We start from the raw sequence: 21334 nt of genomic DNA on the forward strand, positions 1-21334 counted from the left end.
AGCTGCAGCTGGCGTTTATTGACGTCGATCAGCTTTTTTCCGCTTTTCTACCGCCTCTGCGCCAGCGTCTACAACCACTTACGTTTGCGTAACCACAGGGCAACGCCCACCACCAACACCGCTAACATCAGACAAAAAATCGCAAACCCCTGATGGCTCTCGGCCCCCGGAATGCCGCCCAGGTTGACGCCGAACAGGCCGGTAAGAAAGGTGGTCGGCAGAAAAATCATCGCCAGCAGCGACATGGTGTAGGTGCGGCGGTTCATCGCTTCCGCCATCACCGAGGCGATCTCATCCGCCAGCACGGCGGTACGCGCCACGCTGGCGTCAAGATCGTCGAGGCTGCGGCCGAGCCGGTCTGAAATTTCCTGCATGCGCCGACGCTCGTCGTCATCCATCCAGCCCAGTTTTTCGCTGGCCAGCCGCGCATAGACGTCACGCTGCGGCGCCATATAGCGGCGCATAACGATCAGCTGCTTGCGCAGAAGAGCCAGCTCACCGCGCGGCGGCACGTTCTGATCCATCAGCGCGTCTTCGAGTTCGATAATTTTATCCTGCAGATCTTCAATAAACTCGCTGGCGTGGTCGGTCAGCACATCGCACACCTCCACCAGCCAGCTGCCGCCATCCACCGGGCCGTTGCCGTTTTGCAGCTCGTTCAGTACCTCATCAATGGCGTAGACCTTGCGACGGCGCGTCGAAACGATCAGCCGGTCATTAATAAAAACCCGGATGGCGACCAGCTGATCCGGGCGGGAATCGCTGTTGAGATTGACGCTGCGCAGCGTAATCATAAACCCATCGCCCAGCCGACTGACACGCGGCCGCAGGCTGTCGCCCGCCAGTGCATCGCGCACCGCATCGGGGATCAGCGGCGTGGAGGAGAGCCACTCGGCGCTCTCCCGGTGGGTATAGTTAAGGTGCAGCCAGCAGGGTCGCTCGCAGTGAATCACATCTTTGTCTTCAATCGGGATCAGCCCGCCCTGCCCATCAAGCTGGCAGGCGATAATCGCATCCGACACCTGTAGCGCTTTTCCTTCTATGACGTTCACGTCATGCCTCATAAGCCGCAGAATCAATGTGATACAGTCTAGCGCGCCGCCAGGCAGAATCAATCTTCCGCCGCGGCACTCGCGTGGATAAGAGCGGAAAAGTGCGACAAAGGATGTACAGCAAGCAATATCAGGAAGCGACGGCAGAGGTCAGGAGACAGGTCATACCGCCGCCGTGGCGGTATGACGCATCAGCAGAGGGGCCGCGGCTCAGTGGCGCAAAATAAAGAGCTGGCGGCTGTAGGCGACATCTTCAGGATTATTGATCGGGTAGCCTTTTACCCAGGGTTTGATCAGGCGGCTGTTGGTATATTGATAGATCGGCGCAATCGGTACCTGCGTATCGATAATCTGTTCCGCGCGATTGTAATCCTCATTGCGCACCTGCGCGTTGCTCTCTTTGCTCGCCTGCGCCAGCACAGCGTCATAATCGGCATTATGGAACCTGGCGATATTGCCGCTGTGGCTGGAGGTCAGCAGGCTAAGAAAGGTGGACGGTTCATTATAGTCGCCAATCCATGAGGCACGGATCACATCGAAATTGCCACTGTTGCGGCTGTCGATATAGGTTTTCCACTCCTGATTTTGCAGCTTCACCTCTGCGCCCAGGTTTTTCTTCCACATGGAGGCTACCGCAATAGCGATTTTCTGATGGTTCTCGGACGTATTATAGAGCAGCGTCAGACGCAGCGGCCGGGTTGGCCCGTAGCCGGCGGCGGTAAGCAGCGCTTTTGCCTGAGTGTTCAGCTCCGCCTGGCTGTGCTGTTGTAAAAACGAAGGCGTCGCGCTGAAGCCGGCAGTAACGTCAGGGGTGAAATGCCAGGCCGGCTTTTCGCCGGTGCCCAGCACTTTCTCCGCGATAATGCGGCGATCGATGCTCCATGAGAGTGCCCGGCGCACGCGCGCGTCGGCGGTCGGCCCTGTCTGGGTGTTAAACGCGTAATAGTAGGTGCCCAGTTGATCGGGCGTATAGACCTCGTCCGGAAGGGTTTTCTTCAGCATACCGTAGAGGTTTTTCGGGAAAGATTCGGTGATATCGATATCGCCGGCGCGATAGCGTTTGGTGGCGCTGGACTCTTCGTTAATCGGCAAAAAAGTCACCTGGTTCAGCACGGAATGGGCGTCATCCCAGTAGTGGCGATTGCGCGTCAGCACGATTTTTTCATTCACCACGCGGCTCTGCAGCTGATAGGCACCGTTGCCAACCAGGTTGCCCGGTTTAGTCCAGCTATCGCCCCACTTCTCAATCGCTTTACGCGGCGCGGGAAACAGGCTGACGTGCGCCGTCAGGCTGGGAAAGTACGCTACCGGACGATCGAGCGTCACCTTCAGGTGATAATTATCCAACGCGGTAACGCCAAGACTTTCCGGCGGCAGCTTCCCCTGGGCGATAGCGTCAGCGTTATGGATTGCCGCCAGCCCGGCGAACCAGGCAACCGGCGAGGCATTTTTGCTGTTGACCAGCCGCTGCCAGCCGTAAACGAAATCGTGCGCGGTCACCGGCTCGCCGTCAGACCAGCGTGCATCCTGGCGCAGCGTAAAAATCCAGCTCTGGTTGTCAGTGCTTTGCCAGCTCTGCGCCACGCCAGGGGCCACCTTGCCCTGCGCATCCTGGTTGGTCAGCCCTTCAAACAGATCGCGCATAACCTGAATTTCCGGCAGCCCCACCGCTTTAATCGGGTCAAGGGAGGCGGGCTCGTCTTTGATGTGGCGCACTATCTCCTGGCGCGCTGCCAGTTCAGTGCCGGGCGCGACCTGCGCCGCCATGGTCGGGAGCTGCGTCGCCAGTAAAAAGGCGCCCAGCGCAATGCGAAATGATTTCATCTTGTCCTACCCTTAAAGCTGCCGGAGTGGCAAAAGCGTGAGATGGCTTATGCTAACCGGCACTTTAACGCAAATAATTGATCCTGAACCAGCTGTTTTGCTTATTGCCCGTCGCCGTCGAGCCAGTCTGCGACGCTTTTCACAGGAGCTGAAGATGACCCTGTTATATCCGCGTCCCCTGCGCGGCGCGCTGGAAGTGGACATGGCGCGCTATGGCACCTCGGTGCTGGGCGCGCCGCTGCTCTGGTTTCCCGCCGCACAGGCGGAAGCCGATAGCGGGCTGGTGCTGGCGGGCACGCATGGTGATGAAAATGCGGCGGTGGTGACGCTCTCCTGCGCGCTGCGTACGCTGCACAGCGCGCGCCGCCGACATCATGTGGTATTAGCGGTCAATCCTGACGGCTGCCAGATGGGATTGCGCGCCAATGCGCGCGGCGTCGATCTTAATCGTAACTTTCCCGCCGCCAACTGGCAGTCAGGGGAGACGGTTTACCGCTGGAACAGCGCCGCCGAAGCGCGCGATGTGCGTCTTTCTACCGGCGGACGCGCCGCTTCCGAGCCGGAAACCGTCGCGCTGTGCCAGCTGATCCACCAGCTACGTCCGGCCTGGGTCGTCTCGCTGCATGAACCCCTGGCCTGCATCGATGACCCGCAGCAGACCTCGCTCGGCGAATGGCTGGCAGCGCAGACCGGGCTGACCCGCGTCGCCAGCGTCGGCTACAGCACGCCGGGATCGTTCGGCAGCTGGTGCGCCGATCTGGCGCTGCCCTGCATCACCGTCGAGCTGCCGCCGATTTCCACCGACGAAGCGACGGAGCGCTATCTCGCCGCTTTTACCGGTCTGCTTAGCTGGCGGCCGTAAGATCGATGCGCCCGCTGCTGAAATGCAGGCCGGGTTCGACGTCCGCCGCCAGCCAGGTAGGCCCGTCCAGATCGATAAAGCGCGCGCGCGGCACCAACGGCAGCGCGGCGCTGATAGCACGCGAGGTGCAAAGCATACAGCCCAGCATAATGGTCAGCCCGGCCTGCTCCGCCTCGCTGGCCAGCGCCAGCGCCTCGGTTAAACCGCCGGTTTTATCCAGCTTAATGTTGATCATTTCGTAACGCTGGCGCAGTGCCGCCAGGTTGCCACGCGTATGGCAGCTTTCATCAGCGCACACCGGCAGCGGATGAATAAAGTTCGCCAGCGCCTCATCCTCATTTGCCGGTAGCGGCTGTTCCAGCATCTCTACACCAAGATCGGCCAGCAGCTGGCAGCGCGCCGCCAGCCCTTCGCTACGCCAGGATTCGTTGGCATCGACAATCAGCCGCGCCTCCGGCACCGTGCTGCGGATAGCCATCAGCCGTTCGGTGATCAGATGATCGTCCAGCTTAATCTTCAGCAGCTGCGCGCCGTTTTCCCACAGCGCCAGCGCGCTGCTCGCCATCGATTCAGGCGTATCGATGGTCACGGTTTGCGCCATATTCACCCTGCCCGGCAGCGTCACGTTGAGCTGCTGACAGAGGCTCTGCTGCTGCTGGCGGGCGGCGAGATCCCACAGGGCGGAATCTATCGCGTTGCGCGCCGCGCCAGCGGGCAGCGCCGCCTGCAGCGCTTCACGCGTTATGCCCCGCTCCAGCTGCGGCAGCATTAACGCGATTTGCGCCAGCACCGACGCCTCGCTTTCGCCATAGCGTGGGTAAGGCGTGCATTCGCCTACCCCCTTAACGCCATCCTCTTCCAGCTCCACCACCACCACACCCGCCTGTTCCCGGCTGCCGCGCGCGATGACAAAAGGCTTATTGAGCGGCCAGGCTTCCGGATAAACTTTAACCGTTCTCATCTTTTTTTCTCTCGTTAGTGATAATCAGGCAAACAGCAACGCGGCACGCCTCACAAACGCCGCTGCAATGACGGGCTTCGGCCTCGTCCGTCTGTTATATAATTTACTGTCTCACCTTTGTGGGTTCCTTTACACTGTTAACCTTGTTAAGCAAAAGTAAAAGGATAGATTATGTCTCAGACTGTTAATTTTCAGGGCAATCCGGTTAGCGTAGCAGGCCAGCTACCGCAGGCTGGCGAAAAAGCGAAGGCTTTTACGCTGGTGGCAAAAAACCTGTCTGATGTTTCCCTTTCTGATTACGCAGGCAAGCGTAAAGTGCTGAATATTTTCCCAAGCATCGATACCGGCGTTTGCGCGGCATCGGTACGCAAATTCAATCAGCTGGCAGGCGAAATGGAAAATGCCGTGGTGCTGTGCATCTCCGCAGACCTGCCGTTTGCGCAGTCGCGCTTCTGCGGCTCTGACGGCCTCTCCAATGTGGTGACCCTGTCCACGCTGCGCGGCGGCCATTTCAAAGATGATTACGGCGTGGCGATTGCCGATGGTCCGCTGCAGGGCCTGACGGCGCGCGCCGTGGTCGTGCTGGATGAAAACGATACGGTTCTCTACAGCCAGCTGGTGGATGAAATTACTACCGAGCCTGATTACGATGCGGCGCTGGCGGCACTGAAGTAACCTTTCCGGCGCCTCCGGAACAGGGAGGCGCTGCTTATTAAAAAGCTTATTTATTATTTATCTTATTATTTAATTCCTGCTCTATTTCCTGTCTTTTATTAATTAACGCTCCGCATTATCTTTTCTGTTAATACCATCCTGGCTTTCCTGTTTTTGCATAAAAGCGTATTTACAGACACGCCGCTTAAAGCCTATTATTTCGGCGTAACGCTTATCATGGACGAGAGTGAAAGGAATCACGCAGATGGCTGCCTTACGTTTTACCTGCACGGTGTTTAAAAGCCAAAAAAGAATGGATGATTACAGCGCCCGCGATATGCGCTGCGGTGATTTAAGCGAACTTGAATTAAAAAGGGATTTTAAGCTGGTGGATGTTTCTACGCGTGTAGATCCCTATACGCTAACGGAAATGACACCGTTTAGCCAACCACAGTCGATGTTTCATGGTTCCCACAGGCCAGGAAGAGAGCTACCGGTTGAGTCATGCGCCGCTATTTTGTTTGAGGAGTTTCGTCATCTTTCACAGGCGTTTGCCTTGTTCGGGCCGTACCGGCAGCTGATTGAAGAATTGATCGCGCATCTGCAGGGCAACAGCGGTTGTCCCTTCGATAGCGCTTTTCTGAACAGCGCATTGAAACAGCAAATTGTTAACGACCGCAGCAAAAACAGTACTTTAAAAAGAATAGAGGAGGCTTTAAAAACGCATATTGACTGGCACAAAAAATGCTACCCAAAAAAATTAGAGGGTAAAATAAGAGAAGCCATTCTTGATGGAAGATTACCCCGATTCGACAGATTGCAGGATAGCTTTAACGGAATGGGTATCAGCGTTCACGACACCTGGGCGACACAGATTACGATCAAACAGTTGAAAGTTGATAACCCCTGTTATCACGCGCGGGTGCATTATCGAGTACAGGATCACTTTGGCCTTGACTGCAACTACATAACGCATTTCACCTTTAGCCAGTTCCGTCTGTTTCGTATCTGGTTTGTCCTGCAGCGCTATAATAAATTCAGCTATAAACCCTTTATGACCAATATGAACGCTTTTATTGATATTACTGGTGTACGTGATGACCATAAAAAATAGGAAGCGAAAAATTTTGTTAGTGGTTTTCGGCGTACTCTTCGCTTATGCCCTCTGGCTTACATACCGCCCGGTAGAAATTGTGGCCGTTCACCATAGAGGTAACAACTTTAGCGCTATTCTGGTTAAAAATTTCCCTTTTACCGACCGGAGTAAAATAAACTGGTGGCTGGAGAATCGAGACATACTTAAAGAAAAGTATAATGTGCCTGATCCTGATGAAAACGGCCCTTTCTCGATTATTGTTTGGCGTTTCGGCAAAGGTTATCAGGCGGATAAGCAGGATGATGATCAATACTGTTTTAAAGATATGCAAATCCGTGAACATTGCATACAAAAAGACACCCTTTTAATTATCGATGGCAGAGGGAAAAATCAGGCGTATTTCACCGGTGATAATGGAAAATATCTATTAAAAAATAACGGCGAGATTATTAAAATCAAAGACAGATAGTGGTCATTTATTGCCCACACCTTTCAGGTTCTACTCACGGGTTTAGCAGGAAACCGTAAATTATAAGGCATTTAACGGGTCCGGAAGAGCAATAAACAGGATGGCGGTAGATGAGGATAAAAAGAAACGCACCCTGTTATTATTGATAATTATTGCACTGCTGGCTTATGTCTTCTGGTTTATAGGCCGCCCGGCAGAAAGGGTGGCCGTCCACCACCGAAGAGGCAAAGCTCACGCGATTTTGGTTAAAAGCTTTCCTTTTACCGGCAGCGGTAAAATTACGTGGTGGCTGGAAAACCGCGCCAGGTTAAAAGAGCAATATAACGTTCCCACCCCAGCGAACACGGTTTCTTTTCTCTGGCTATCTGGTTTTTCGATACAACTATCAGGAAAATAAATACGATGACGACCTGTTCTGTTTTCATCACTTGGAACCTGATAAAAATTGCACAGAAAAGGACGCAGCACTTCTTATCTATCACAGCCCGGGAAACCAGGCCGATTTTATCGGTGATAATAGCGAATAGATACTGAAGAACAATGGTGAAATGATTTACGTTAAAGAGCGATAAAGGCATATCCCCTTCTGACCTTTGCCGTTTATACCCAAACGCTACCGGTTAAAGGATAATGAAAAGATGACTAAGGCCATCTTTAGCCCGCTTTTTCCCACCGCCGTCGCCTCTGTGAATGATTAACCGCGGGCGTCTGGTGCCCGCGGCCCTGTCGGCAGCGCGGTTAACTCTCCGGCTCCCCTTTCTTCTGGCTTAACCCATACTCGCGCAGCTTATTAGCGATCGCGGTGTGGGAAACCCCCAGCCGTTTCGCCAGCTTCCGCGTGCTGGGATAAGAGAGGTAAAGCCGGGTCAGCACCGACCGCTCAAAGCGGCTGGTGATCTCATCCAGCGAGCCTTCCATTGCCTGCTCATCCAGCGCCAGCTGCTCGGTAAACTCCGGCAGCATAATGTCCTGCGGGCGCAGTTCATACCCTTCCAGCTGCGCCAGCGCGCGATAAAGCGCGTTTTTCAGCTGGCGCACGTTACCCGGCCAGTTATAACGGGTGAGAAAGGCATTCAGCTGCGGTGACAGACGCGGACGCGGCACGCCCTGCTCATCGGCGAAGCGGGCAACGAACAGCTCGGTCAGCGGCAGTATATCCTGCGGACGATCGCGCAGCGGCGGCAGATTTAACGTCAGCACATTCAGACGGTAGAAAAGATCCTCACGGAATTCGCCGCGCTGTACCAGTTCCGTCAGATTACGCTGGGTGGCGCAGATAACGCGCACATCCACATGCACCTCATGCTCTTCACCGACGCGGCGGAAGGTGCCGTCGTTGAGAAAACGCAGCAGCTTGGTCTGCATGCGCGGCGACATTTCGCCAATCTCATCCAGCAGTACCGAACCGCCGTTAGCCTGCTCAAAGAACCCTTTTTTGCCTTCCAGCGCGTTGGGATAGGCGCCTGGCGCATGGCCGAACAGCTCGCTCTCCGCCACGTCGTCCGGCAGTGAGGCACAGTTCAGCGCCAGAAACGGCTGTTTGCCGCGCGCGCTGCGCAGATGACAGGCGCGCGCCAGCATATCTTTGCCGGTGCCGGTATCGCCGACAATCAGCAGCGGCGCGTCGAGCATCGCCAGCTTACGTGCCTGCTCCACCACCTGACGCATTTTTGGGCTGACCGCGACGATATGCTGAAACTCGCGATCATCGTTGACCGCCAGATTTTGCAGCTGGCGTCCCATACGCGCCGTCGATTTCAGCATCACCATCGCCCCGACCGGCAGCGTGGCGCCCTCTTCTTCTGCGGCGTAAACCGGACGCGCTTCCAGCAGGAAATCGCGGCCCTGGATCACCACATGTTGCGTCTGCGCCTCAATGCGCTCGCTCTCCAGCCAGCGAGTAAAGTTAAAGCCGCTGACCAGCGCCGCAATGCCATAGTTGCGAATTTTATGTTCATCCAGGCCGAACAGGCTTTGCGCCGCCGGGTTAGCCAGTTCAACCTTGCCTTTCATATCGATAGAGAACACCGGCTCCGGCATAGCGGTCAGCAGTGCGCTCAGCGCGCGATGTTCACGCTCGGAAGGCATATAGGCGATGGTGCGCACGTCAGTGACGCCGGGGATGCGACGGATCTCCGCCATCAGCTGGCTGAACTGGTCGAAAGCGATCGCGGAGAAATTGAGGTAAATTCGACCAATCGGCGCAATTTCAATGCCCCGCAAATCGATGCTGCGCTCTACAAGCAGATCGAGCAGTTCACGGGCGAGACCAATTCGGTCCTGACAAAAGACTTCCAAACGCATTGGGTAGGCCTTATTGAATTTGGTAACAGCGAATCATGAAATAATACGCTAACTTGCGAATAGCCTGAAGCGCTCTGTCAGGATAAGTTGACAGCGCGCGGCATTGTGCAAGGAGTGTAACGGAAGTGTTAGCGATAATCATGCGCTCAGGCAATTTTTTAGAGGGTTATAACAGTTTTTTTCCTGCATACAGGACAGCATCTCTGCTGCGCCGTGGTTTATCCTGTTTTATGCGGTTACAGGTTTTATACCGCTACAGGCGCGTGTACTGCTTTTCCGCTGTGGCGGTTATACACGCGCCCTGTTGTTGCGCTTTAGCCGTTACGGGCGCGCATCCTGCTTTTCTGCTTTTGCTGCGCGCGGCTGCAGGCGCGTTTTTAGCTGCGCGATCAGTTCGCGGCGAAAATCGCCGAGCTGCGGACGATCGTCCAGCCACGGCAAGGGACGACACAGCTCCATCGCTTTAATACCCAGCCGCGCGGTTAGCAGACCGGCGCCGATGCCCTGCGCGGCGCGCGCAGAAAGACGCGCCGCCAGATCCTGCGACAGCCAGTCCATTCCCATTTCGCGCACCAGCTCCGACGCGCCGGCAAAGGCGATATTCAGTAACACCAGCCGGAACAGGCGCAGACGGCTAAAATAGCCGAGTTGCATGCCGTAAACGGCAGCGATGCGGTTGATCATGCGCAGATTGCGCCAGGCGATAAAGGCCATATCTACCAGCGCCAGCGGGCTGACGGCGATCATCAGGGTCGCCTCGGCGGCGTTGCGGCCGATCTCGGCGCGCGCCTGGCGATCCAGCACCGGCTGCACCAGCTGGGCATACAGCGCCACCACTTCACGATCGTTTTGCGTTTCATGCAGGGCCGCCTGCCAGCGCTGCAGCGCCGGATGCCCCTGATCGAGGCCCGCCTGACGCGCCAGCTTTTCGCAGAACGCTTTGCCGCGCCCCATACCGTGGCTGTGCAGCAGCTCGCGACCGGTGTCGCGCTCTTCCGCGCGCTGGCGCAGCTGGTAGAGATGACGCCATTCGGTGACCAACGCGCCGACGCCCGCCAGCACGATCAGCAGGCCTGCCGCGCCGGCGCCCAGCGCGAACCACGCCTGATCGCGCCATGCGTCGAGCATCCACTGTACCCCCTGCGCCACCGCGCTGGCGACGAACAAGCCGATGCCCGCCATCACCATACGGCGCCAGATAGTGCGGCGGGGGCGCAACGCGGCCTCCACTATCTGCTCCTCACGCGGCGCGTCCGCCAACGCATCCTCTTCCTGACGCGCGGTAAACAGGCTCTCTTCGGCAGCGTCGAAGCGCTGCGCCGGCTTCAGCGTCGGCGCTTTTTCACTCTCCAGCGGCTGCGCAAAATCGATGCGCGGCTTTAACGGCGGCTGATTCATCGCAATTTATCTCCTAATAAAAATTCCAGCGCGGCGTCCATACGGATATGGGGCAGCGGCCGATCGATATCCAGCGGCTGCGGCCGAAACTGTTCAAAATGGAACCCCTGATCCTGCCAGAAGGCATTGCCCGGTAACCGTGATGGCACCTCGCCGGGAAACACCGTCAGCGGCGCGCCGTCGTTAAGACGATGGCCGCGTAGCGCAGGGATTTTTTCACCCTGATGATCCACCATGCCGCTCTGCGTCGCCTGTACCGACGCCAGCCCGATACAGTCCATATTGATGCCCTCGAACGCGGCATTTTGCCAGGCGTCCTGCACCAGTTGCTGCAGCAGCGACACCATATTGGCATGCTGATCGGCGGTGATGTGGTCCGCCTTGGTCGCGGCGAACAGCAGTTTATCGATAACCGGAGAAAAGAGACGGCGGAACAGCGTACGCTGGCCATAGTGGAAGCTTTGCATCAGCTGGGTAAGCGCCAGCCGCATATCATTGAACGCCTGCGGCCCGCTGTTGAGCGGCTGCAGGCAGTCCACCAGCACAATCTGGCGATCGAAACCGAGGAAGTGATTTTTATAGAACCCTTTCACCACATGCTGGCAGTAGTAGTCGTAACGCGCGCGCAGCATGGCGATGTTGCTGCCTTTATCCGCCTGCGCCAGACGCGCTGCGCTGATGTCGTCCGCCTGCGGCCAGGGGAAAAACTGCAGCGCCGGCGCGCCGGCCATCTCGCCCGGCAGGACGAAACGTCCGGGCTGAATAAAGTGCAGCCCCTCCTGCTTGCAGCGCAACAGCGACGCGGTCCAGGCCTCGGCGATGGCGGCGAGGCGGTTTTCATCCGCCGGGGCCAGGGGATCAAGTCCATGGCAAAGGCGGCGCCACTCCGCCGCCCATTGCGCCCGATCGCCCTGCAGCAGGCCGTTCATCTGTTGTGACCAGCTAAAATAGTCATGCGCCAGCATCGGCAGATCGAGCAGCCATTCGCCCGGATAGTCGACAATCTCCAGATAGAGCGTCGCCGTCTGCCTGAAATGGCGCAGCAGCGAATCCTGCGATCGGAAGCGCAGCGCCAGCTGCATTTCGCTGACGCCGCGCGTCGGCGTCGGCCACGCGGGCGGATCGCCATACAGCTGCGCCAGCCCCTCGTCATAGGTAAAGCGCTGGATGCCCATATCGCGCTGCGGCACGCGCTTTACGCCTAACAGCCGCTCTTCGCGCGCTACGGAAAACAGCGGCAGCCGCGCGCCGCCATGGATATTCAGCAGCTGGTTTACCAGCGAGGTAATAAAAGCCGTTTTGCCGCTGCGGCTCAGGCCGGTTACCGCCAGGCGCAGATGACGATCCACGCCGCGGTTAACCCATGACGCCAGTTCATGTTGAATTCGTTTCATCAGGCTCATCCTTGCTGCATTTATAGCGCCGGACGCGCGACAGGCGTCCCGGCAGATCGACCCTTAGTGTATCGTATGCGGGGAAAAAACGGATAGCCGACGGCGCGCCTGCACGGTTCTGCAGGCGGTGCCGGAGCCGGGCGCGCGATCAGCGCGCCGGGGAACGCAGGCGGGAAGCCAGACGGCTGGCGGCTTTTTTCAGCAGCGGCTCCAGCGCGAAGGCGATCAACAGGCGCAGCGGCTTGCGCGCCACCGCTTTTACCGCCCAGCCGCTGATGCCGGCAGGCGCCAGCATCAGGCCATGAATCAACAACTGCTTGCCGGCGCGTTTCAGTACCGGCGTCGCGCGGATGGCGCGCTGACGAAAATTCGACATATCTCTCCTTACGGCAGGCTGCCCGGGTCGCCCCGACGCCGCCTGATTAAAGCTGACGAAAACGGCTGCGTACGCTGAAGGTCTCTGAAGTGACGTAGCGCTCCAGATGGCGCAGCTGGGTTTCATTCCGCGACATCTCATCGCTTAGCGCGTCCAGCAGCTCATCGGCGCGCGGCGCCGCGGCCTGATCCTCAGCGTGCGCCGGCATCGGATCCAGTGCGTAGCTGAGGATGATGTAGGCCGCCAGGGTAAACATAAACAAACCAAACAGCATCGACAGCACGACGATGACGCGAACCAGCGTCACCGGAACATCAAGGTAGTGGGCAATCCCGGCGCATACGCCTTTAATTTTGCCCTGCTGCGGAATACGCCACAGCTTTTTCCCGCTGAATCGGCTTTTATTCATGGCTGTCTCCACTCCGGATGTTCCGCATCAAGGATCTCTTCCAGCGCCTGGATACGCTCGCGCATACGCCTGGCGTCCTGGGTCAGCTGTTGCAGACGCTGCATATCGCCTGATGACAGGCTGGCAGCGCCGTTTTGACGATTGCTGTAGTGCAGCCATAACCAGACCGGCGCCACGAACAGCACAAAAATCGTCAGGGGTATGGCAAGAAATAGTGCGCTCATTCTCTCTCCTTGAAGGTGTCGCCCCTCACGGGCGCAATGGCTAAAACAACGCGGCAGCGCCCTGCAATTCGCAGACAGGGCGTGCTTTCCTTATTCGCTGCGGTTCATTTTCGCTTTCAGCGCCGCCAGCTGCTCGCTGATGGCATCGTCCGCTTTCAGTTCGGCGAACTGCTGATCCAGCGTTTTGCTTTTACCGAAACGATGGCTTTCCGCTTCCGCTTCCATATGATCGATACGGCGCTCAAAGGATTCGAAGCGCGCCATGGCGTCATCGATTTTGCCACTGTCGAGCTGACGGCGCACATCGCGGGATGATGAAGCCGCCTGATGACGCAGCGTCAGCGCCTGCTGGCGAGCGCGGGTTTCGCTCAGCTTTTTCTCCAGCTCGGCAATTTCGCCTTTCATGCGCGCCAGGGTTTCATCAATCTGGCTGACTTCCTGCTGCAGCGACGCCACCAGATCGGTGAGCTTCTGTTTTTCAATCAGCGCGGAGCGGGCCAGGTCATCTTTATCTTTACGCAGCGCCAGCTCGGCTTTTTCCTGCCATTCGTTCTGCTGCAGTTCGCCCTGCTCAATACGGCGCAGCAGCTGCTTACGTTCAGCCAGCGCGCGGGCGGAAGTAGAGCGCACCTCAACCAGCGTGTCCTCCATCTCCTGAATCATCAGGCGCACCATTTTCTGCGGGTCTTCTGCTTTGTCCAGCAGCGTGTTGATGTTGGCGTTCACGATGTCGGCGAAACGAGAAAAAATACCCATAATTTACTCCTCCAGTGGTTAGCGCTAAATGTCGCTTTCAGTTTCTCTTATTCAATAAGCGTGCCAGTTTTTAAATGGCTGATAATCAAAAGATTACAAAATTGACGTCGTTCCTCCCGCCCGCTACATTGGTTTTTATCACTAACTATTGGTTAAATTCACCATGAGCGAAAACAACGAAAACCTGCTGGGCGAGGCCAATAACTTTCTTGAGGTGCTGGAACAGGTTTCCCGCCTGGCGCCGCTGAACAAGCCGGTACTGGTAATTGGCGAGCGCGGCACCGGCAAAGAGCTGATCGCCAGCCGCCTGCACTATCTTTCCGACCGCTGGCAGGGGCCGTTTATTTCGCTGAACTGCGCGGCGCTGAATGAAAACCTGCTCGACTCAGAGCTGTTCGGCCATGAAGCGGGCGCCTTTACCGGCGCGCGGCAGCGTCATCTGGGCCGCTTTGAGCGCGCCGACGGCGGCACGCTGTTTCTGGATGAGCTGGCGACCGCGCCAATGCTGGTGCAGGAGAAGCTGCTGCGGGTGATTGAATATGGTCAACTGGAGCGCGTGGGCGGTAACCAGTCGCTGCAGGTGAACGTCAGGCTGGTATGCGCGACTCATGCCGACCTGCCGCAGCTGGCGCAGGAAGGAAGATTTCGCGCCGACCTGCTCGACAGACTGGCGTTTGATGTGGTGCAGCTGCCGCCGCTGCGTGAACGTCGCAGCGACATCCTGCTGCTGGCCGATCACTTCGCTATCCAGATGTGCCGTGAGCTGGGGCTGCCGCTCTTCCCGGGTTTTTCCGACGCGGCGCGGCAAACGCTGCTGGATTACGCCTGGCCGGGCAATATTCGTGAGCTGAAGAATGTGGTGGAACGTTCAGTGTATCGTCACGCCACGGCGGATGACGAGCTGGATGAGATTATTATTAACCCCTTTGCGCGCCGTTTTCCGCCCGCCGCCGCCACGCCGTCCGGCCTGGATGCGTCGGCTGACACCCTGCCCGCGCTGCCGCTTGATTTACGCCGCTGGCAGCTGCAGCAGGAAAAAGCGCTAATAGAAAAGAGCCTGCATCAGGCGAGATATCATCAGCGCCGCGCGGCAGAGCTGCTCGGAGTGACCTATCACCAGTGGCGGGCGATGTTGAAAAAGCATGAAATAACCCCGCGTCAGGCGGAATAACGCCCGTTCTCGCCTTTCAGAAAGAAGCAAAAGATAAAATAGCCGGTTTCGCGATCTAAAAGGCGCAGAGAATAAGAGAGCGGGTTTTGCGATATGGGGAGTCAGCGGAGAACAAGACAGCCGTTTTCGCGATCTAAAAGGCGCGGAGAATAAGAGAGCGGGGTTGGCGATATGAGGAGACAGCGCAAGATAAGATGGCCGTTTTCGCGATCCCAGGCAACAGCAGGGACAGGATGGCCGGCGTTCAGGTCGCCGGCCCGCTGTTCTCAGCTGCCGCGGTAGGTAGAAAAGCCATACTGGCTCAGCAGCAGAGGAATATGGTAATGCTCCTGGGTATTGGTCACCTGGAAGTTTACCGGCACATCCGGGAAGAAAGTCTCTTTCTGCTGGCTATGGAAATAGTCGCCGGTATGGAACGTGACGCGATATTCACCGGCGGCAAAGGTTTTGCCTTCAGGGTAAAATGCCGGAATGCGGCCATCCGCGTCGGTTGTTTTACTCGCCAGACGCACCCATTTGTTGCCCTGCTGCTGTTCCAGATCGACACTGACGCCCTGCGAAGGTTTACCGGTCTGGGTGTTTAAAACATGCACGCTGATTGGATTGCGCGGCGCGTCCGCAACCGCCTGCCCCATAACGCCCATTCCCGCCAGTAATAAAACCGTTTGAATTTTCATTTATATCTCCTTGGTGTTTTCGTACTGACAGCCTAAGCGCTGGCGGCGAAAAGATCAGGAAAGGCGGTTCAGATCTGAAATTTCCCAGAAAACGGATAAAAAAAAGCCCGCATCGGCGGGCAAGTCATACTGGAAGCAATGTGAGCAATGTCGTGCCTTCTCCGGTAGAGCCACCGTTGAAGCGCAGGGGAATAGTAATCATTCTCAATATCATTTGTAAACCCCTTTGTTGAGAATTTTTCTCATTTCCACAAGAAGAATGGGGACGTCTTTTGCCCTGCTGCGGCGAAACGGTGGAAAAAACAGCGGCCGTCCCGGCAAATTTTGGGTCAACTTGCAGAGTGCGATACACTCAGCCTGTCTACCCTTGAATGTTAACTTTCTATGCTGAAATTATTCTCCAGGCTGTTGTCAGGGCTTGCGCTGCTCGGTGCGGCAGCGCATGCCGCGCCGCCAGCAGATATTCGTAACGGCGGTTTTGTCTACTGCGTCAGCGGCGTCATGAATACCTTTAACCCGCAGCTGGCCAGCAGCGGCCTGGTGGTTGATACCCTCTCCGCGCAGCTCTACGACCGTCTGCTGGATGTCGACCCTTATACCTACCGGCTGATCCCGGAGCTGGCGGAACGCTGGGAGACGCTGGATAACGGCGCCACCTACCGCTTCCACCTGCGGCGCCACGTCCCGTTTCAGAAAACCGCCTGGTTTACTCCGACTCGCGCCATGAATGCGGATGATGTGGTGTTCAGCTTTGCGCGCATTTTTGATCGCCATCATCCGTGGCATAACATCAACGGCGGCGATTACCCCTATTTCGACAGCCTGCAATATGCCGATGCGGTAAAAAGCGTTAAGAAACTCGACAACGATACCGTCGAAATCCGCCTCAACGGGCCAGACGCCTCTTTTCTCTGGCACCTGGCGACCCATTACGCACCGGTTCTGTCGGCAGAGTATGCCGCTCGCCTGGCGGCGCGCGATCGTCAGGAGGAGCTGGATCGGCAGCCGGTCGGCACCGGGCCGTTTATGCTGAATGAGTATCGCGCCGGGCAGTATGTCCGGCTTGAGCGTAATCCCGATTACTGGAAAGGCCTGCCGCGTATGCCGCAGGTGGTGATCGATATGGGCGCGGGCGGCACCGGCAGGCTCTCTAAGCTGCTGACCGGCGAATGCGATGTCCTCGCCTATCCCGCCGCCAGCCAGTTGACCATCCTGCGCGACGATCCGCGCCTGCGGCTGACGCTACGTCCGGGCATGAACATCGCCTATCTGGCGTTCAATACCCGTAAAGCGCCGCTCGATCGCGTCGAGGTACGCCAGGCGCTGGCGCTGGCAATCAATAATGAACGGTTGATGGAATCGATCTACTACGGCACCGCAGAAACCGCCGCGTCAGTGCTGCCGCGCGCCTCATGGGCCTATGACAGCGAAGCACGCATCACCGAATATAATCCCGATAAAGCGCGCGAGCAGCTGAAAAAACTGGGGCTGGACAATCTTGAACTGACCCTCTGGGTGCCGTCGGCCTCGCAATCGTGGAACCCCAGCCCGCTGAAAACTGCCGAGCTGATTCAGGCCGATCTGGCGCAGGTTGGCGTACGCGTGGCTATCGTGTCGGTGGAGGGCCGTTTTCAGGAGGCGCGGCTGATGGAGATGAACCACGATCTGACCCTCACCGGCTGGGCCACCGACAGCAACGATCCGGACAGTTTTTTCCGGCCGCTGCTGAGCTGCGCGGCGATCAATTCTCAAACTAACTACGCGCACTGGTGCAATACTGAATTTGATGGCGAACTGCATCAGGCGCTGTTGTCGCAGCAGCTGGCGGCGCGCATTGAAGGCTATGACCGCGCACAGCAGATCCTGGCGCGCGAGCTGCCGGTGCTGCCGCTCGCCTCTTCCCTGCGTCTGCAGGCTTACCGACACGATATTAAAGGCCTGGTGTTAAGCCCGTTTGGCAATGCGTCCTTTGCCGGCGTACACCGTGATAACGGCGAGGAGTCGAAACCGTGATTATCTATACGCTGCGTCGTCTGGTGCTGCTGCTGGTGACGCTGTTTCTGTTAACGCTGGTGGCCTTCAGCCTGAGCTATTTCACGCCGCACGCGCCGCTGCAGGGCGCCTCGCTGCTGGATGCCTGGTGGTTCTGGTTTACCGGCGTGCTGCAGCTCGATTTCGGCGTCTCCAGCATCAACGGCCAGTCGATCAATCTGCAATTGCATGAGGTCTTTCCCGCCACGCTGGAACTTTGCATTCTGGCGTTCAGCCTGGCGCTGTTGCTGGGCATTCCGCTGGGCATCATCGCCGGCGTAATGCGCAATAAGTGGCAGGATCGCGCTATTGGCGCCTTCGCCCTGCTCGGCTTTTCGATGCCGGTGTTCTGGCTGGCGCTGCTGCTGACGCTCTTTTTCTCGCTTAACCTCGGCTGGCTGCCGGTGAGCGGCCGTATCGATCTGCTCTATCAGCTGAAGCCGGTCACCGGCTTTGCCCTGATTGACGCGCTGATCAGCGAGTCGCCCTGGCGCAAAGAGATGATCGTCAGCGTTATCCTGCATATGGTGCTGCCGGTCACCGTGCTGGCGGTTGGCCCGACGACCGAAGTGATCCGTTTACTGCGCAACAGCACCAGCGAAGTGATCGATGCCAACTACGTTAAAGCGGCCGCCACCCGCGGCCTGTCGCGCTTTACGGTGATCCGCCGTCACGTGCTGCATAACGCGCTGCCGCCGGTGATCCCGCGGCTGGGATTGCAGTTCGCCACCATGCTGACGCTGGCGATGATCACCGAGGTGGTGTTCAGCTGGCCCGGCCTCGGCCGCTGGCTGGTGAACGCCATTCGTCAGCAGGATTACGCCGCGATTTCCGCCGGGGTGATGGTGGTCGGCGGTCTGGTGATCGTCGTGAACGTACTGTCGGATATTCTGGGCGCGATGATGACGCCGTTGAAACATAAGGAATGGTATGCCCTCCGATAATATTTACGCCGAGAAGCGCCTGCCCAGCCCCTTCCGCCATATCTGGCGCCTGTTTTACCATGACACCAGCGCTATGGTGGGCTTTTACGGCTTTATCGCGCTGCTGTTGCTCTGCCTGTTTGGCGGCTGGCTGGCGCCGTATGGCCTCGATCAGCAGTTTCTGGGCTATCAGCTGCTGCCGCCCTCATGGTCGCGCTATGGCGATGTTTCATTCTTTCTCGGCACCGATGACCTCGGCCGCGATGTGCTGAGCCGCCTGCTCAGCGGCGCGACGCCGACTGTCGGCTCCGCCTTGCTGGTGACGCTGGCGGCGGCGCTGTGCGCAGTGGTGCTAGGTGTGCTGGCAGGGATCACCCACGGCCTGCGTTCGGCGGTGATGAACCATATCCTTGATACCCTGCTGTCGATCCCGTCGCTGCTGCTGGCGATTGTGGTGGTCGCCTTTATGGGGCCGCGGCTGGAGCATGCGCTGCTGGCGGTCTGGCTGGCGCTGTTGCCGCGTCTGGTACGCGCGATTTATACCGCCGTGCATGATGAGCTGGAGAAGGATTATATCGTCGCCGCCCGTCTTGATGGCGCCACCAACGGCAACATTCTCTGGCACGCCATCCTGCCCAATATTCTGCCGCTGCTGGTGAGCGAGTTTACGCGCGCGCTGTCGATGGCGATTCTGGATATTGCCGCGCTCGGCTTTCTCGATCTCGGCGCCCAGCTGCCCTCGCCTGAATGGGGCGCGATGCTTGGCGATGCGCTGGAGCTGATCTATGTCGCGCCCTGGACCGTTATGCTGCCCGGCGCGGCCATTATGCTGAGCGTCCTGATCATCAACCTGTTAGGCGACGGAATTCGCCGCGCCATTGTGGCGGGAGTGGAATAATGCCGTTACTTGATATCCGTAATCTGACCATTGAATTTATGACCGCCGACGGCCCGGTAAAGGCGGTCGACCGCGTTAATCTGACGCTGAGCGAAGGCGAAATTCGCGGGCTGGTGGGCGAATCGGGATCGGGCAAAAGCCTGATCGCTAAAGCGATTTGCGGTGTCACTAAGGATAACTGGCGCGTCAGCGCCGACCGCATGCGCTTTGATGATATCGACCTGCTGCGCCTGTCGGCGCGTGAACGCCGCCGCATTATCGGCCATAACGTCTCGATGATTTTTCAGGAGCCGCAATCCTGCCTCGATCCTTCTGAGCGCGTCGGCCGCCAGATTAAGCAGGCGATCCCTGGCTGGACATGGAAGGGACGCTGGTATCGGCGCTTCCGCTGGCGTCATGCGCGCGCGATCGAGCTGCTGCATCGCGTCGGCATCAAAGACCATAAAGATATTATGCGCAGCTACCCCTACGAACTGACCGAAGGGGAATGCCAGAAAGTGATGATCGCCATCGCGCTGGCAAACCAGCCGCGCCTGCTGATCGCCGATGAGCCGACCAACGCGATGGAGCCGACCACCCAGGCGCAAATTTTTCGTCTGCTGAGCCGGCTCAACCAGAATAACAACACCACGATTTTGCTGATTAGCCACGATCTGCGCACCATGAGCCAGTGGGCCAACCGCATCAATGTTCTCTACTGCGGACAAACGGTAGAGACCGCCGCCAGCAACGATTTGATCAATACGCCGCATCATCCCTATACCCAGGCGCTGATCCGCGCCATGCCCGATTTCGGCAGCGCGCTGCCGCATAAAAGCCGTCTGAATACTCTGCCGGGCGCGATCCCATCGCTGGAGCATCTGCCGATCGGTTGCCGCCTGGGGCCACGCTGCCCCTACGCGCAGAAGAAATGCATCGAAACGCCGCGTCTGGCCGGCGCGAAAAACCACCTGTTCGCCTGCCACTTTCCGCTGAATATGGAGAAACCCTGATGGTCGAGACGCTGCTGGAAGTGCGCAATCTCAGCAAAACTTATCGCTATCGTACCGGCCTGTTTCGCCGTCAGCATGTTGAGGCGGTAAAAGATGTCAGTTTTACGCTGCGCGAGCGGCAGACGCTGGCGATCATCGGCGAAAACGGCTCCGGCAAATCGACGCTGGCGAAAATGCTCAGCGGTATGGTGGAGCCGACCGCCGGTGAAATCGTCATTAACGATAGCCCGCTGCGCTACGGCGACTATGGTTTTCGCAGCAAGCTGATCCGCATGATTTTTCAGGACCCTTCCACCGCCCTGAATCCGCGTCAGCGTATCGGCCACATTCTTGATTTTCCGCTGCGCCTGAACAGCGATCTGGACGCCCGGGCGCGTGAGAAGCGCATTAACGCCACGCTGCGTCAGGTCGGCCTGCTGCCCGATCACGCCGCCTACTATCCGCATATGCTGGCACCGGGCCAGAAACAGCGCGTCGGGCTGGCGCGCGCGCTGATCCTGCAGCCGAAGGTGATTATCGCCGATGAGGCGATGGCCTCGCTCGATATGTCGATGCGCTCGCAGCTGGTTAACCTGCTGCTGGAGCTGCAGGATAAGCACGGGCTTTCCTATATTTTCGTTACCCAGCACCTTGGCATGATGAAACACATCAGCGATCAGGTGCTGGTGATGTGCCAGGGGGAAGTGGTGGAGCGCGGCGGCACCGCCGATGTATTAGCCGCGCCGCTGCATAACCTGACGCGCCGTATGATCGCCAGCCACTTCGGTGAGGCGCTGACGGCGGACGCGTGGCGCCGCGACCCGCCGCTTTAAACAGATTGCGCCGCAGGCGCGCTGCGGCGCTTTTAGCCAACTGACAGGTCG

Annotated in this window: 22 protein-coding genes and 1 pseudogene; 12 read left to right on the forward strand and 11 right to left on the reverse strand. The window is 57.9% G+C overall.

Going from position 1 to position 21334, the window contains the following annotated elements:
• Positions 1–68: 68 nt before the first annotated feature.
• Together zntB and C2E15_RS11010 are read right to left on the reverse strand one after the other, a co-directional pair.
• Entirely contained in the window at positions 69–1052 is a 984-nt protein-coding gene (gene zntB, locus C2E15_RS11005; RefSeq protein ID WP_104957401.1) for a zinc transporter ZntB, read from the reverse strand.
• Positions 1053–1262: 210 nt separating this feature from the next.
• Positions 1263–2876: a peptide ABC transporter substrate-binding protein gene (locus C2E15_RS11010; protein WP_104957402.1), complete on the reverse strand. Its 1614-nt coding sequence runs from the start codon at positions 2874–2876 to the stop codon at positions 1263–1265.
• A gap of 154 nt (positions 2877–3030) precedes the next feature.
• Here C2E15_RS11010 and mpaA point away from each other — a divergent pair, with 154 nt between their 5' ends.
• Entirely contained in the window at positions 3031–3738 is a 708-nt protein-coding gene (mpaA, locus tag C2E15_RS11015) for a murein tripeptide amidase MpaA (RefSeq protein ID WP_104957403.1), read from the forward strand.
• Here the strand turns inward: mpaA and ycjG are convergent.
• Positions 3722–4699, reverse strand: coding sequence for an L-Ala-D/L-Glu epimerase (gene ycjG, locus C2E15_RS11020; RefSeq protein WP_104957404.1), 978 nt, complete (start codon positions 4697–4699; stop codon positions 3722–3724). The two genes, mpaA and ycjG, sit on opposite strands and share 17 nt — an antisense overlap.
• Before the next feature lie 171 nt (positions 4700–4870).
• On the opposite strand from ycjG, the gene tpx reads away from it, so the two are divergent.
• The 5 genes from tpx to C2E15_RS22340 all read left to right on the forward strand — a co-directional run bounded on the left by tpx (position 4871) and on the right by C2E15_RS22340 (position 7445).
• Entirely contained in the window at positions 4871–5374 is a 504-nt protein-coding gene (tpx, locus tag C2E15_RS11025; protein WP_104957405.1) for a thiol peroxidase, read from the forward strand.
• Positions 5375–5618: 244 nt separating this feature from the next.
• The gene (locus tag C2E15_RS11030) at positions 5619–6467 is read left to right on the forward strand and encodes a DUF3289 family protein (protein WP_104957406.1); all 849 of its coding nucleotides are present in this window, start codon (positions 5619–5621) and stop codon (positions 6465–6467) included.
• Positions 6451–6918 (forward strand): DUF943 family protein, encoded by a 468-nt coding sequence (locus C2E15_RS11035; protein WP_104957407.1) that lies wholly within the window; start codon positions 6451–6453, stop codon positions 6916–6918. Before C2E15_RS11030 ends, C2E15_RS11035 begins: the two co-directional genes overlap by 17 nt.
• A 100-nt stretch (positions 6919–7018) precedes the next feature.
• Entirely contained in the window at positions 7019–7315 is a 297-nt protein-coding gene (locus C2E15_RS11040) for a DUF943 family protein (RefSeq protein ID WP_104957408.1), read from the forward strand.
• 31 nt (positions 7316–7346) lie between these two features.
• Complete coding sequence (locus C2E15_RS22340; protein WP_425438002.1) at positions 7347–7445, forward strand: hypothetical protein; 99 nt, start codon at positions 7347–7349, stop codon at positions 7443–7445.
• A gap of 211 nt (positions 7446–7656) precedes the next feature.
• Here the strand turns inward: C2E15_RS22340 and tyrR are convergent.
• The 7 genes and pseudogenes from tyrR to pspA all read right to left on the reverse strand — a co-directional run.
• Positions 7657–9225: pseudogene (gene tyrR / locus C2E15_RS11045) on the reverse strand (transcriptional regulator TyrR); the annotation flags it as partial.
• A gap of 318 nt (positions 9226–9543) precedes the next feature.
• Positions 9544–10620, reverse strand: a complete 1077-nt coding sequence (locus C2E15_RS11050) for a TIGR01620 family protein (protein ID WP_104957410.1) — start codon at positions 10618–10620, stop codon at positions 9544–9546.
• On the reverse strand, positions 10617–12014 hold the full coding sequence (locus C2E15_RS11055; RefSeq protein ID WP_104957411.1) for a YcjX family GTP-binding protein: 1398 nt from the start codon (positions 12012–12014) through the stop codon (positions 10617–10619). Before C2E15_RS11055 ends, C2E15_RS11050 begins: the two co-directional genes overlap by 4 nt.
• Before the next feature lie 148 nt (positions 12015–12162).
• Complete coding sequence (gene pspD / locus C2E15_RS11060; RefSeq protein WP_104957412.1) at positions 12163–12390, reverse strand: phage shock protein PspD; 228 nt, start codon at positions 12388–12390, stop codon at positions 12163–12165.
• Between the two features lie 46 nt (positions 12391–12436).
• The gene (gene pspC / locus C2E15_RS11065; RefSeq protein ID WP_104957413.1) at positions 12437–12799 is read right to left on the reverse strand and encodes an envelope stress response membrane protein PspC; all 363 of its coding nucleotides are present in this window, start codon (positions 12797–12799) and stop codon (positions 12437–12439) included.
• Positions 12796–13023 carry an envelope stress response membrane protein PspB gene (gene pspB / locus C2E15_RS11070; protein WP_038625983.1) on the reverse strand — a complete coding sequence of 76 codons (228 nt, stop codon included), beginning with the start codon at positions 13021–13023 and terminating at the stop codon, positions 12796–12798. The genes pspC and pspB overlap by 4 nt, the downstream gene beginning before the upstream one ends.
• A 90-nt stretch (positions 13024–13113) precedes the next feature.
• Positions 13114–13779, reverse strand: coding sequence for a phage shock protein PspA (gene pspA, locus C2E15_RS11075; protein WP_038625981.1), 666 nt, complete (start codon positions 13777–13779; stop codon positions 13114–13116).
• Positions 13780–13942: 163 nt separating this feature from the next.
• Between pspA and pspF the strand changes: the two genes are divergently transcribed.
• Entirely contained in the window at positions 13943–14950 is a 1008-nt protein-coding gene (gene pspF, locus C2E15_RS11080; RefSeq protein WP_104957414.1) for a phage shock protein operon transcriptional activator, read from the forward strand.
• Between the two features lie 266 nt (positions 14951–15216).
• On the opposite strand, the gene uraH is transcribed toward pspF, so the two are convergent.
• The gene (gene uraH / locus C2E15_RS11085; RefSeq protein ID WP_104957415.1) at positions 15217–15627 is read right to left on the reverse strand and encodes a hydroxyisourate hydrolase; all 411 of its coding nucleotides are present in this window, start codon (positions 15625–15627) and stop codon (positions 15217–15219) included.
• 384 nt (positions 15628–16011) lie between these two features.
• On the opposite strand from uraH, the gene sapA reads away from it, so the two are divergent.
• The 5 genes from sapA to sapF are packed head-to-tail and all read left to right on the forward strand — an operon-like array spanning position 16012 to position 21283.
• Positions 16012–17640: an ABC transporter substrate-binding protein SapA gene (gene sapA, locus C2E15_RS11090; protein WP_104957416.1), complete on the forward strand. Its 1629-nt coding sequence runs from the start codon at positions 16012–16014 to the stop codon at positions 17638–17640.
• Positions 17637–18602, forward strand: a complete 966-nt coding sequence (gene sapB, locus C2E15_RS11095; RefSeq protein ID WP_104957417.1) for a putrescine export ABC transporter permease SapB — start codon at positions 17637–17639, stop codon at positions 18600–18602. Before sapA ends, sapB begins: the two co-directional genes overlap by 4 nt.
• Positions 18589–19479, forward strand: coding sequence for a putrescine export ABC transporter permease SapC (gene sapC, locus C2E15_RS11100; protein WP_104957418.1), 891 nt, complete (start codon positions 18589–18591; stop codon positions 19477–19479). The genes sapB and sapC overlap by 14 nt, the downstream gene beginning before the upstream one ends.
• Complete coding sequence (sapD, locus tag C2E15_RS11105) at positions 19479–20471, forward strand: putrescine export ABC transporter ATP-binding protein SapD (protein ID WP_104957419.1); 993 nt, start codon at positions 19479–19481, stop codon at positions 20469–20471. The genes sapC and sapD overlap by 1 nt, the downstream gene beginning before the upstream one ends.
• On the forward strand, positions 20471–21283 hold the full coding sequence (gene sapF, locus C2E15_RS11110) for a putrescine export ABC transporter ATP-binding protein SapF (RefSeq protein ID WP_104957420.1): 813 nt from the start codon (positions 20471–20473) through the stop codon (positions 21281–21283). The genes sapD and sapF overlap by 1 nt, the downstream gene beginning before the upstream one ends.
• Positions 21284–21334 lie beyond the last annotated feature (51 nt).

Source organism: Mixta gaviniae (genome assembly GCF_002953195.1).
GTDB classification, from domain to species: domain Bacteria; phylum Pseudomonadota; class Gammaproteobacteria; order Enterobacterales; family Enterobacteriaceae; genus Mixta; species Mixta gaviniae.